Here is a 13,784-nt window from a genome sequence, read left to right on the forward strand (position 1 = left end):
ACGGCAGCGTTGCCGCACCGGCACTTCGGCATCGGCCTTGCGCGCCGTATAGTTAGTGCAAGGAGAATGCTGTGATGAGCGATACGATTCGTTTGGATGGCCGCGTGCTGTACCTGTCGCAGGACCCGGCCGTGATCGAGGCGCAACTGGCCGGCGAAGACTTCACGCGCGAGACGGCGGGGCCGTTGCGCGACAACGTGTCGACGGACGAGATCACGCCTGTCACCGTGATGCTCACCTACGACGAGCGCCTCGGCCAGTACCCGTACGTCGGCTTCAAGGCGGGCGAGCGTCTGCCGATCGGCCGCAACGCGGTGAAGGACGGCGGCTTTCGCGTGACGGTGGCGGGCAAGCGCTACGGCAAGGGCTCGTCGCGCGAATCGAGCCCGCTCGCGGAGTTGTCCGCGGGTATTCGCCTGATCGTTGCGGAGAGCTTCGAGCGCATCTATCAGCAGAATTGCGACAACATCGGCATTCTGACCACGACGGATTTTTCCGTGCTCGATCGCCTGCTCGCGGGCGAAGCGGTGCCGATCGATGAATTCCTGAAGGGCCGCGACGCGCTCACGCAGCAGATCATCCGCAGTGGCGGGCTGCTCGCGTATAGCCGGTTCGCAGACTGGCCGGCGCCGGCCGACCGCGCGGGCGACGCCGCGAACGACGAGCCGGGCGCCGAGCCGAAAACGCTGGTCGAGAAAATCATCGGCCGTCATCTGCATCCGGGCACGGCGAGCGCGAAGCGCGGCGACGGCGTGTTCATCGCCGCCGACTGGCGCTTCAGCCACGACTATTTCACCGGCATGTGCGCGCATTTGATGCATCGCGCGTTCGGCAAGCCCGCGCCGCTGCATGCGCCGGATCACATCATCGCGTTCCAGGACCATCTGGTGCTCGCCCCGCAGAGCATCCCGCATGTTCGCGACGGTCTTCTGCCGGGCGTCGCGAATCTGATGGAAGGTCACACGACGTTCTCGCGCGACTACCCGGTGCGCTCGCACGGCGCGCTCGATGGCGTGCCGGGCTCCGAGGGCATCTGTCATGCGTTGATGGCCGAGCAATACGCGCTGCCGGGGCAGGTCGCGTGCGGCACCGATTCGCATACGCCGCATTCGGGCGCGCTCGGCTGCCTCGCGTTCGGCGCGGGCGCGACCGAAATCGCCAATAGCTGGGTCACGGGCTATGTGCGCTGCAAGGTGCCGGAGACGCTGCGCATCGAGATCGACGGCCGGTTGCGCGACGGCGTGACAGCGAAGGACGTCGTGCTGCATCTGCTGCGGATGGACGCGATCCGCTCGGGCGGCGCGATCGGCCTCGTGTTCGAATACGGCGGCGCGGCGGTGCGCGCGATGTCGATCGACGAACGCGCGACGCTGACCAACATGGTCGCGGAACTTGGTGGCTTCACCGGCATCGTCGAGCCGGACGAGCGCACGGTCGCGTTCCTCAAGGAGCGGCGCGGCGTCGAGTTCGCGCTGCAAGACTGGATGAAAAGCGACGCGGGCGTCACCTATCGCGACACGATCCATATCGATGCGAACGCGATCGAACCGATGCTCGCGCGTCCGGGCGACCCCGGCAACGGCGTGCCGGCGCCGCGGCTCGAACAGGACGTCGCGATCGATATCGCGTATGGCGGTTCGTGCACCGCGGGCAAGCGCGAGGACTTCGATTTCTATCACGAGGTGCTGCGCTGGGGCGTCGAGCACGGCCTGCGCGTGCCCGAGCGCACGCGTCTGTACCTGCAATTCGGCACGATGGCGGTGCGTGCATATTGCGAGGGGCAGGGCTATCTGCCGGTGTTCGAGCGCGCGGGCGTGACGCTCGTGATGCCCGGCTGCGGTTCGTGCGCGAACTGCGGGCCGGGACAATCGGCCAACGCGAACGACGTGACGATCAGCGCGATCAACCGCAATTTCCCCGGCCGTTCGGGACCGGGCGATGTATGGCTCGCGAGCCCGTACACCGTTGCGGCGAGCGCGCTGGCCGGAAAAATCACCACGTTCGAACAATTGCGGCGCGCGCACGGCTAGAATGCTGGCCGGACTCCGGCCGGGCATCGTGGCGCGTGCGACGCGCGAATCTACCCAAAGCCGGCATCGAATCGGCCGCGGCGAGCTATCAGCATTGGCATGAAAGCAGTCGCAATAGCAGTTGCAATGGAGACAGACAACATGGCATCCCCCGATCACGCGGGGTCCGTCGCGCGCAGCGGCGGCAACGCGGCGCATTCCGCCGACGCGGCCGGCGGCGCGGTCCCTCAGGCAGCGGCCCACGCGTCACTCGACGCGGGCAGCATCTCGGCGCGCCTCGACCGGTTACCCGCCACACGCTCCATCTGGAAGCTCGTGGTGCTGCTGAGCCTCGGCTTCTTCTTCGAACTCTACGACCTGCTGTACTCCGGCTATATCGCGCCGGGCCTCGTGAAAAGCGGCATGCTGACCGCGACCACGCATGGCCTGTTCGGCTCGACCGGTGTCGCGAGTTTCATCGCCGCGCTGTTTAGCGGCCTGTTTATCGGCACGATCGCGTGCGGTTTCCTCGCGGATCGCTTCGGGCGGCGCGCGGTGTTCACCTGGTCGCTGCTGTGGTACACCGCCGCGAACGTCGTGATGGCGTTTCAGGAGACCGCGATGGGCCTCAATTTCTGGCGCTTCGTCGCCGGGGTCGGCATCGGCGTCGAACTGGTGACGATCGGCACCTATATCTCCGAACTGGTGCCGAAGCAGATCCGCGGCCGCGCGTTCGCGTGCGAGCAGGCGGTGGGCTTCACGGCCGTGCCGGTGGTCGCGTTTCTGTCGTTTCTGCTGGTGCCGCGCACGCTGTTCGGTCTGGACGGCTGGCGCTGGGTCGTGCTGATCGGCGCGCATGGCGCGCTATTCGTCTGGTGGATTCGCCGCGCGTTGCCGGAAAGTCCGCGCTGGCTCGCGCAGCAAGGGCGTCTGGCCGAAGCCGATCGCGTGATGAACGCGCTCGAGGCGAAGGTGCGCAACGAATACGGCCGCGAGTTGCCGCCGCCGGCGCCGCCGGTGCCGGTCGCGCCGCGCGGCAGCTTCCGCGACATGTGGGTGCCTCCGTACCGCAGCCGCACGCTGATGATGACGATCTTCAACATCTTCCAGACGGTCGGCTTTTATGGCTTCGCGAACTGGGTGCCGACGCTGCTGATCAAGCAGGGCATCACGATCACGACGAGCCTGATGTATTCGAGCGTGATCGCGTTGGCCGCGCCGATCGGACCGATCATTGGGCTCTTTATCGGCGACCGCTTCGAGCGCAAGACGGTGATCGTCGTGATGGCCGGCGTCAATATCGTATGCGGACTGTGGTTCAGTCAGGCATCGGGCGCGGTGTTGCTGGTGAGCCTCGGGGTGGGCCTGACGCTGGCCGGCAACATCATTTCGTACAGTTTTCACGCGTATCAGGCCGAGCTGTTTCCCACCAGCATCCGGGCGCGCGCGGTCGGCTTCGTCTACTCGTGGAGCCGTTTTTCGGCGATTTTTACGGCCTTCCTGATCGCGGCCGTGTTGCGCTACTTCGGCACGACCGGCGTGTTCGTGTTCATCGCGGGCGCGATGCTGATCGTGATGCTCGCGATCGGCTTGATGGGGCCGAAGACGAAAGGGCTCGAACTCGAGAAGATATCTACATAGCAAGGGCCGGCTTTCGAGCCGGCCCTTCGCCATGTACCGCATTGGTTCATGCCATCAATGCAATGCGCAGTCAGACAGTCGGTCTTCCTGCAAGGTGTGGTCCAGGACCGCTTCAGGTCCCGACCGGACGGATCGACAGCGCGTTCTTGACCGAAACTACGCCGGGTACGCCTTTCGCCACCTCGGTTGCCCGGTCGCTTTCTGCCTGCAGCGGTACGCTGCCCTGCAGCGTGACAGCACCATCGCGGGCGCGAACGGTGATATTGGCCGTCGAGATGTTCCTGTCTTTCACCAGCGCATTCCGAACCTGACGTTGTAGCGCCCGGTTCGCCGCTTTCATCGACTTGTAATGCGAGCGGGCTTCGGGCGTCGTGGTCGGGGCGGACGCGGGGGCGTTAGCGTTGCTCGCCTGCGCATAGGCATGAATTGAACCCGAAATCAGAAGGGCGGTGCCGACCAGTCTGACGGCGTGGATTGCTTTCATGCATCTTCTCCTGTCGTTACAGATCATTGGGGTACAGACTCACGGTTATCGCTCAACACCGCCACATTCTTTCCGAGGCGGATCAAAAGGCACTATAGGACAATAAAGGGTTAGGTCAAGTAACAATGCAATCCCGGCCTATTGCGAGGGCAATCGGCGATATTGGAATGCGTCAGATTGAACAGAGCTCTAATTGTGTTGACAGAATTGCAAAACAATAATTTGAATTAGGTTTTCTCCAACTTCAACAATAGGTTACCTCTTTCTGTTCGACATATTCAGCCATCTCGGATCGACTTATTCAGCCATCTCGGGTTGACAAATTCAGCCGTCCAGAAAGGTGCGGTTTTGCGACGGATGGGCCGTCGATTCGCTTCGGAGGTTAGTGAGCGGAGCACGCGACCCGCGACACCTTCGCCGTGCACAAAGCGCGCTCGCATGGTGAGGCGGCGCCGCCGTCCAAGGTGAAGTAGGCAATTCGTCCAAAGTCGCCCGGCTCCGTCCCTGAAGGCGCCGGTCGATGCAGAAAACGCGATCCGCGCTCAATCCAGGGCTGTAAAAAGTTCAAAAGTGGCACGCTGCGATTGCTGCGCCGAGGATGCCAGTCTCCAGGCTCGACCCCACCTACAGTTTTGCCCGATGACTTGCACGAACGCCGGCGATGTCCTGCGGGAAACGGTAAGGGTTCGACTCGACGAGCAACGTGGTGTTGAACTTCAGGATGCCAAATAGACCACGCTCAATGGCGCCGGTTGCGCCGCGTGGCGACATTCCGCGACATGTGGGTGCTACCGTGGTCGCCTCGACCAGATCGAGTCGGCGAATGGAAGGCATCCCTCGCGATGGGGATCACATTTGACCGACATCGCTTAAACATACTTTCAATTTACGGGTTTCGACCATCTGAGGATCAGGCGGCATTGAAACAACCAGTGCGCATCGCGCAAGGCGGGCAATGTCTGCCAGTGCGTCAGGCATGGCTGGTCCCGCCGCAATGTCGTGGATCAGCGCAAGCACGGCGTGCAGTCGCGGGACCTCGTGAACGATGAGCGCATGCTGCACGACATGTCCGGCCCGATTGGTCTTATCTGAGCAATTCACGCAGTTCTCCCTGTTAAGGCAACCTCGGCGCGGCTTCGCCCCGCCGTACAAAGACCGTCAGGCCCTGGCAGACGGATTCCTTGCACGAACGGAGCTCGATATCAGGCCAAGTTCCTGGCCAGACCAATCAGAACCGATGCCGGATTCCGGCGCCAACCAGCAACTGATTACGTCCTGATGCTGGTTCGACGCTGTTGATCACGGCCGGCGCGTCCGTCGACGCCCGTTGGAAGATCGTTTCGACGTACGTATCTGTGCGCTTCGAGAGCAGATAGACCGCCTGCAGTCCCGCCTGATGCCAGTGCTGACCCGTGGCCTTCGTGTACGTGTACATGCCAGCGAGCGACACCGCCGGTTTCAACTGGTAGACGCCGTTGAGTTCATAGTTGCTGAAGCCGACCGAAGGCATGGTGGAACCTGAGTCGGCATCGGTCACGCCGCTATAGGTCGAACGCGACCACGCGGCACCGAGCGTGAAATCGCCGAGCGCATAGCTCGCACCGATGCCGTATGTGTTCTGCGTCAGGACGTTGGCGTCGAACAGGTTGCGGTTCGACCCGGGCAGATTCACGGTGTCATACGCCCCGTTCGCCGAGTCGCCGCGGCCGTTCACGTGAAGGTAAGCGGCGCCGGCGCTGAACGGTCCGTTCTGATAGTTCGCGCCGACGCTATAGGCACGGTTGTTCGCAAACTGGCCGGCGCTGTTCGAAAACGCGTACATGCCGCCGATACTGAGGCCACCGAACGACGGACTTGCATACTTGATCGCGTTACGCGCGAGGTACGAGTTGTTGGCATTGTCGTTGTCGAATGGATGGGCAAACGCCGTACCGCCTGCGCCGCCCGTGAGGGTGAACGATGCCAGATAGTCATGGATAGAATCGTACTGGCGGCCAAACGTCAAGCTGCCCCATGCTTCATTGTCAAGGCCGACATAGTACGGGTGATCGTTGAGTCCTTCTCCAGTCGTCACCGAAAAGCCGTGTTCCAACTGGAAGACAGCCTTGTTGCCACCACCGAGGTCTTCGGAACCCTGAAGGCCCCAGTAGCTGCCGTCGATCAGCCCGGTGGTCGCCTTGTACTGCGCGTTGCCGCCGACGTTACTGACATAGGCGAGCCCCGCATCGAGTTCGCCATAGAGCGTCACGCTGCTCTGCGCGTGGACGTGCGCGCCGAAGCACGCCAGCGTGGCGGCCGCGGCAAACGGAATGGTGGAAGAGATGATCTGTTGTACTGACATATTATTAACCCGGTCGAAAGTGAATGAGTCGCGTACATCCGGCGCCGCACCGGATGACGCGCAGCTTCGGCGTCGTTTAGTACCACCGTCCGTAACGGCGGATATAGAGCGTCTTGATGACTTGTGTCAGCATCACATAGCCGACCATCGTTGCGACGAGCCAGAGCCAGTAGCTGTGATCGAGTGAAACGAAACCCAATGCCCCGGCCAGCGGAGAAAACGGCAGCCAGCATCCCACGAGGATGGCAGCCGAGGTCGACAGCAACACGGGAAGCGACGCGGTACTCTGGATGAACGGAAGCCTGCGCGTGCGCAGCATGTGGACGACGAGGGTCTGGGAGACGAGTCCCTCGATGAACCAGCCTGAATTCATGATCGCCTGACCGCCGCCGTGCAGTTGGAAAGCCGCGCCGGCACCGAACACCGTCCACATCAACACAAAGGTCGTGATGTCGAATACCGACGACGTGGGTCCCAGCCACACCATGAAACGACCGATATGACCGGCGTCCCACTTGCGCGGCTTCTTCACGAAATCGGGATCCATCCGGTCCCACGGAAGAAACATCTGCGAGAGGTCGTAGATCAGGTTCTGGATCAGTAGCTGCATGGCAAGCATCGGTTCCCAAGGCAGGAATGCGGAGGCGATCAGCACTGAAAACACGTTGCCGAAATTCGAGCTCGCGGTCATGTTCAGGTACTTCAGGATATTGCCGAAGGTCTCGCGACCCTTGATCACGCCTTCCTCCAAAACCATCAGGCTTTTTTCGAGCAGGATGATGTCGGCGGTTTCTTTCGCGATATCGGCCCCTGTGTCCACCGAAATGCCGACGTCCGCATCACGCAGCGCCGGCGCGTCGTTGATCCCGTCTCCGAGGAAGCCGACCGTATGGCCGTTTGCCTGAAGTGCCTTGACCACCCGTGCCTTTTGCAGCGGGGTGAGCTTGGCGAAGACCGTCGTGTGTTCAACCACTTGCGCGAGTTGCGCATCGTCCATCGCTTCGATGTCGCGTCCGAGCAGCGGGGTGCCCGGTTCCAGTTCGACGTCGCGGCAGACCTTGGACGCGACGACGTGGTTGTCGCCCGTCAGCACCTTGACCGCCACACCATGTTCGTTCAGCGCGTGGATGGCGGGCGCGGCTGAATCCTTCGGCGGATCGAGAAAGGTGAGGAAGCCGCGGACCACGAGGTTTGCTTCGTCGCGGGTTTGGTACTGGGACTTTGCTTCGACCCGCGGAATCTCGCGGGTGGCGACGACCAGTACGCGATAGCCTTCCTCGTTGTACTCCCGGGCGCGGGCGATCAGCATCTCGCGCTCGAGCAGGGTCAGCTCATGGACCGTGTCTCCATTCTGGATGTGCGTCGATACCGCCAGCATCTCTTCGACCGCGCCCTTCGACACCATCAGCTGGTTGCTGTCCACCGCCTCGACCACCACGGACAGCCTGCGGCGCACGAAATCGAACGGCAGTTCGTCGACCTTGGCGTACTGCGTGAGCCTGGCCGGCGCACCCGGTTCATTGGCATGTTCGACGACGGCGATGTCCATCAGATTCTTCTGTCCGCTCTGGTGGAAGCTGTTCAGCCAGGCCAGTTGCAGAATCCGCTCGTCCCTGTTGCCGTTGATGTCCAGGTGATGTTCGAGGATGATCTTGTCCTGCGTGAGCGTACCGGTCTTGTCCGTACACAGAACATCCATCGCGCCGAAGTTCTGCACCGAGTTCAGACGCTTGACGACCACCTTGCGCCGCGCCATCGCGACAGCACCTCGCGCGAGATTCGCCGACACGATCATCGGCAACATCTCTGGTGTCAGTCCGACTGCGACCGCGAGTGCGAACGTCACGGCAGACAGCCAGTCGCCCTTGGTCAGCCCATTGATCAGGAATACCACTGGCACCATCACCAGCATGAAGCGGATCAGCAGCCACGAGACGCTGTTGACGCCACGGTCGAAGCTGGTTTCGACGCGTTTGTGACTAACGACGTTTCTTGCCAGCGAACCGAAATACGTATCGGCGCCGGTGGCAATGACGATCGCCGTTGCCGTCCCGCTGACCACGTTGGTGCCCATGAAGCAGATATGGGCGAGATCGAGAAGATCGGTGCCATTATCCGGGGCGGCATGCGCCGATTTCTCCGCCACTGCGCCGAGCGTGTCGTATTTCTCGACCGGCAACGCCTCGCCGGTCAATGCGGCCTGACTGATGAACAGGTCGCGCGACTCGATCAGACGGATGTCGCCAGGGACCATGTCACCGGCCTGAAGGCAGACGATATCGCCGACGACGAGATCACGTATCGCAATCTCCTGTTTCTCCGGATGTGCGAATGCGCTCGCGCGACGGATTACGGTCGCGGTGGTCCGGACCATCGATTTGAGCCGCTCCGCCGCCTTGTTCGACCGGTATTCCTGAACGAAGCGCAGCAGGCTGCTCACGGTCACCATCGTGAGCAGGATGCTGACTCCCGTCCAACTGCGATCGTCGGGCTCGGCAAAGTACACGTCCGTGAAGAAGGTGATGACGGACAGGCCGAGCAGCACCAGCACGAACGGATTCCTGAAGGCCAGCAGCAGTTGCAGTAGTGCATGCGGCGCCTTGTCATGGGCGACTTCGTTCGGGCCCGCCAGATGGAGTCGTTCCAGCGCGTCCGACATCAGCAGTCCGTTGAGCGAACTGTTGGTCTTCGTGAGCGTGGCGCTGACGGATTCGTTGTCTTCACTCACAACGTGCGGCCGCGATCGCTGTTCGCGGTTGGCGGAGCCGGACACAAAACCCTTCTGCGTCGTCCTGGAGGTGTGCGGTTTGTTTATGGATTCGTATTGCATGGGCTGTACCTGCTGCAATGCACGCGGCGAAAAGTCCGCGGCTTTTGAAAGTCGGGAAATAGGTGGATTGAGCGGTCCTGTCCGTGATCACCCGGGCAGATCGCATCCACTACCACTCTGATGCGCGGATGGCGCGACACACGCGGGCGCTATCTGAATCAGGTGGAAACCATGTGAAAGCGCGACAGCGCGCGCACCGTCTCGATACGACGAACACTCGCTGTCGACGCCAGGATCAGAGATGACCTGCTGCTGACCGGAGCAGGGCCCGGACCGCCGCCAAGCATCGTTGCGACGGTTTGATGGGCGCTTGCGCCGCGCATGCAGCCGGTGCGACGTAGTAGTGGTGCGGCTCGCGGACCTGCGGAAGTCGGGATACGAGAAGAGCGAAATACATGTGGTTTCTCCGTTCGGGCCTAAGCCCGTCTGATGGTTCGAGGTTGCCGGAACACCCGCAGCGCAACGCTCGGACAGTCAGTCAAATGACGGTCGACGCATGCAGGCATCCATCAGGCAAAGAAAGAACGTGAGTGGCGTAAAGGCCATATGTCGCTGTCGGGCATGACGTCTCCTTTCCCATGCGTTGCGCACGGGCGTGTCTGTTCAAGCATCCTCAGGGATCAATCTGCGGGCGCATGTGAACGTGATTCCGAATGAGCCCGGAAAACGTGCCGTACGGACGAACGCAATCAAGCGTGCCGAAGCGGCGCTGAAATGGAGGGCGCGGGAGTAGTGATACGGAAGTACTACGACGCGCACCGTTTGCCTGTTGGCAGAACGGTGGCTGAATGAGGCTAGCGGATGTTCTGCCTGTCAGGCAATCAAACTGTTCGAAAAGTAACTACTGCAACTGTCCAAGGCTTGAGCCCCTTTGGTGAAGACGGACGGATTCTAATGGCTGGTTAATGAAAACGTCAACTTAAAAGATTAGCTCTACGGAGTAACTGTTCGACTCGGCCCGCGAACCTTTGTCGGAACGAAGGATCAGTGGCGACTCCCTCACTCTATTTTGCGTCCGGATTCGCGTCTATGCGGGAGGTCTGGATTGCAGACTGGTCCGATTGAAATTTCATCAACATAGCCATCGAGCTGAAAACCAATTGTCGAGAGTCCTGTTTTCCCAATAAATAGGTTTTACGATTTTTATAAAAATTTTAGGAATGTGGATCTTTTTCGAATTGAGTCGATTCTCAATAATGAAGTCCGCCGCAAACATCTGTTTATCGATGTAGGAAATGTGGCGCCATTACTACGGCTTTTATATTTTTTAACACTAAAGGACAAATCCATGAAAAAGGCCCTTATCGCTGTGGCAGCTCTTGCGGCTCTCTCGTCGTCGGCATTCGCAGCAACGCCTACCGGCAATCCGGGCACGATCAATTTCATCGGTGAAATCGTTGCGGGCGCATGCGGCATCAGCGCGGACACGCTCGACCAGACCGTGTCGCTCGGTCAGGTGCCGGCCGGAGAATTCGCGAAGGCGGGCGACCGTTCGCAGACCCCGGCCCCCTTCAACATCGTTCTGACCGACTGCAACATCGCGACCGCGAAGAACGCTTTCTTCACGTTCACGGGCACGTCCGACGTAGACGTGCCGGGGCTGTTCGCGGTAACGGGCGGTGCGGGCAACGTCGGCATCCGCCTGCAAACGGCCTCTGGTGAATACCTCGACAACGGCGCCGAGCAGAAGTCCACGGTCGTCCTGTCGAACGGCAACAACACGGTTCGTTTCGCCGCAATGTACGAAGCGACCCAGGCTACGGTCACGCCGGGCGTTGCAGACTCGGTCGCCAACTTTACGGTTCGCTACCAGTAATCCCGAGCCCATCGAAGTGGGCTGACACGAAAGGGGGCATGCCCCCTTTCGTCTTCGCTTATAGGCATATCGTCCATCACCGTTTCCAAGGCTTTAGTTGTGTGTATCGAAAAGTCCGCATTCCGGTTGCCCGAGTTATCGGATGGCCGCTGGAATGTTCTGTCCGCACGTCTGAAGAAGTCCGTGCTGTGCATGTCGACCGTGCTCATCGGCAGTCATGCGCACGCGGTCGAATTCAACAAGGCGTTCCTGAGTGTCGATGATGCAAAGAATCTCGACCTGTCACAGTTTGCGCATGCAGGGCATACGGTGCCGGGCGACTATCTGCTCGACATTTCAGTCAACGACCAGTATTACGGACGGCAGTCGATCAGATTCGTTGAAGGCGACGAAGCTGGCACGAGCTACGCGTGCCTGCCCGAATCGCTAGTCAAAAGTTTCGGCCTGAAGCCGAAGTTGTTCGAGTCGCTGCCACGCATTCACGACGGTGAATGTGTGAAGCTCGATCAGATCGACGGTGTGACGATCAAGTACGTGAAGAGCACCGCGGCGCTCAAGATCAGCATCCCGCAGATCGCGTTCGAGTACGACGACCCCAACTACATTCCGCGCGAACGCTGGAGCGATGGCATCGACGGTGCGATGCTCGACTATCACGTGATCGGCACCACCAACCGGCAGTTCTCGTCGGGCTACGGTGAGACTCAGAACAATTCGCTGCAAACCTACGGCACGGTCGGCTCGAACTTCGGCGCATGGCGCTTTCGCGGCGACTATCAGGCGCAAGTCAATTCCGGGGCCAGCAGCGGATTCGGTGGCTCGAACAACAATTTCCAGTTCAACCGCCTCTATGCGTTCCGCGCGCTGACAGGCATTCGCTCGACGGTCTCGGTCGGCGACAACTACCTGAATTCCGATATCTTCGACACGTTCGCGTACACTGGCGCCGCGTTGCAAAGCGACGACCGGATGCTGCCGCCGTCGATGCGCGGCTACGCGCCGCTCGTGACTGGCGTTGCCCAGTCGAACGCGACGGTCACCGTGTCGCAGCAGGGACGCGTGCTGTACGCGACGAAGGTCGCGGCAGGCGCATTCGCGTTGCAGGATATCAACGCGAACGTGCAAGGCACGCTCGACGTCACGGTTCAGGAAGAAGACGGCTCGGTGCAGCATTTCACGGTTACAGCCGCGTCGGTGCCGTTTCTCGCGCGCCAGGGCGAATTGCGCTACAAGTTTGCGACTGGGCAGCCGCGCCTGTTCGGTAGCCCCGGCATTACGCCGTGGTTCGGCTTCGCCGAGGCCGCGTACGGCCTGCCGCTCGACTTCACGCTGTACGGCGGTACGATCGACGCGTCGGGGTATAAGTCGCTCGCGGTCGGTGTCGGCAAGGACCTCGGCCCGGTCGGTGCGGTTTCGGTCGACGTGACTACATCGAATGCGCGCCTGTGGTGGAACGGTCAGAGCCAGAATGGCCAGTCCTATCGCATCAACTACTCGAAGCACTTCGATTCGCTCGACACTGATCTGCGTTTTTTCGGCTACCGCTTTTCCGATCGAACTTACACCACTTTTCCGCAGTTCAGCGGCGACCCGACTTCTTATGGCCTCGCCGGCAGCCGCCAGCGATTTTCGATGACACTCGCGAGGCGCATGTTCGGCGTCTCGACGTTCCTGTCTTACGACCATTCGAGTTACTGGGATCGACAATCAGACGACCGCGTCGGCCTGACGCTTGCGCGTACTGTGTCGGTCGGCAAACTCAAGAACGTGTCGCTGAACTTTTCGGCGTTCCGCTCGACCGGGTCGACCGGCAGCGGTAACCAGATCTTCGCTTCCGCGACGATTCCGCTCGGCAATCGCCAGACGGCGTCGACGAGCGTGTCGTCGGTCACAGGCGGTGGAGTCAACGTGAACGCGGGCGTCAGTGGCGACAACGGCGAAGGCCTCAGCTATTCGGTATTCACCGGATCGTCGGACGGACGGCCGTTGCTGAACGGAAACGTCCGCAAGATGACCTCGGCGTATCAGGTCAGCATGCAGGCTTCGACGGTCGTGAATTCCTACGTCGCGGCATCGCTCGAACTCGACGGCTCGCTGGTGGCGACGAGCCATGGCTTGACGCCGCATGCCAACGGCAACAACGGCGACACACGCCTGCTCGTGTCGACCGACGGCGTGGCGAACGTGCCGCTGACCGGCTCACAGGCGAGCACGAATGCGTCCGGTCTGGCCGTGATCGGCTCGGTCTCGCCGTTCGATACGTTCGACGCACGCGTGAACGTCAACAAGATGTCGCTCGACACCCAGGTCACGAACCCGGTGCAGCGACTGGTACTCACGGACGGTGCGATCGGCTACGTGCATTTCGACGCGGCTCGCGGGCGCAACCTGCTCGTCACGCTGGCGAGCGCCGAAGGCCACAACGTACAGTTCGGCGCTTCGGTGATGGACCGCAAAACCGGCAAGGAAGTCGGCATTGTCGGCGAACACGGAGTGACCTATCTGTCGCAGGTTCAACCTGACAGCGAACTTGTCGTGCAAGTCGGCGAGAACACCGTGTGCCGGCTTGGAGAGTTGCCGCAGAACCTCGAGATGGACGGGAATGCCACACCCGTCTCCTGCAATCCATAAGGGACGCGTCCGGCCACCCCTGATCGAAGAGT

Annotated in this window: 8 protein-coding genes; 4 read left to right on the forward strand and 4 right to left on the reverse strand. The window is 61.1% G+C overall.

Annotated elements, in window-relative coordinates; translation table 11 throughout:
- Window positions 1-74: 74 nt before the first annotated feature.
- Both L0U84_RS23845 and L0U84_RS23850 read left to right on the forward strand, forming a co-directional pair.
- Window positions 75-2,030 (forward strand): aconitase family protein, encoded by a 1,956-nt coding sequence (locus L0U84_RS23845; protein ID WP_233853158.1) that lies wholly within the window; start codon window positions 75-77, stop codon window positions 2,028-2,030.
- 141 nt (window positions 2,031-2,171) lie between these two features.
- Window positions 2,172-3,650, forward strand: a complete 1,479-nt coding sequence (locus L0U84_RS23850; RefSeq protein WP_233853160.1) for an MFS transporter — start codon at window positions 2,172-2,174, stop codon at window positions 3,648-3,650.
- Between the two features lie 112 nt (window positions 3,651-3,762).
- Here the strand turns inward: L0U84_RS23850 and L0U84_RS23855 are convergent, their stop codons facing one another.
- The 4 genes from L0U84_RS23855 to mgtA all read right to left on the reverse strand — a co-directional run bounded on the left by L0U84_RS23855 (window position 3,763) and on the right by mgtA (window position 9,305).
- Complete coding sequence (locus L0U84_RS23855) at window positions 3,763-4,134, reverse strand: BON domain-containing protein (protein ID WP_233853162.1); 372 nt, start codon at window positions 4,132-4,134, stop codon at window positions 3,763-3,765.
- An 849-nt stretch (window positions 4,135-4,983) separates the two neighbouring features.
- The gene (locus L0U84_RS23860) at window positions 4,984-5,235 is read right to left on the reverse strand and encodes a hypothetical protein (protein WP_233853164.1); all 252 of its coding nucleotides are present in this window, start codon (window positions 5,233-5,235) and stop codon (window positions 4,984-4,986) included.
- A 127-nt stretch (window positions 5,236-5,362) separates the two neighbouring features.
- Complete coding sequence (locus L0U84_RS23865; RefSeq protein WP_233853167.1) at window positions 5,363-6,475, reverse strand: porin; 1,113 nt, start codon at window positions 6,473-6,475, stop codon at window positions 5,363-5,365.
- 76 nt (window positions 6,476-6,551) lie between these two features.
- A complete protein-coding gene (gene mgtA, locus L0U84_RS23870) occupies window positions 6,552-9,305 on the reverse strand; it encodes a magnesium-translocating P-type ATPase (protein WP_233853170.1) in 2,754 nt (917 codons plus the stop codon).
- A 1,288-nt stretch (window positions 9,306-10,593) separates the two neighbouring features.
- Between mgtA and L0U84_RS23875 the strand changes: the two genes are divergently transcribed.
- Window positions 10,594-11,121 (forward strand): fimbrial protein, encoded by a 528-nt coding sequence (locus tag L0U84_RS23875; RefSeq protein WP_233853172.1) that lies wholly within the window; start codon window positions 10,594-10,596, stop codon window positions 11,119-11,121.
- 192 nt (window positions 11,122-11,313) lie between these two features.
- Window positions 11,314-13,752 (forward strand): fimbria/pilus outer membrane usher protein, encoded by a 2,439-nt coding sequence (locus L0U84_RS23880; RefSeq protein WP_233856745.1) that lies wholly within the window; start codon window positions 11,314-11,316, stop codon window positions 13,750-13,752.
- Window positions 13,753-13,784: the final 32 nt, after the last annotated feature.

Source organism: Paraburkholderia sp. HD33-4, from assembly GCF_021390635.1.
GTDB lineage: Bacteria > Pseudomonadota > Gammaproteobacteria > Burkholderiales > Burkholderiaceae > Paraburkholderia.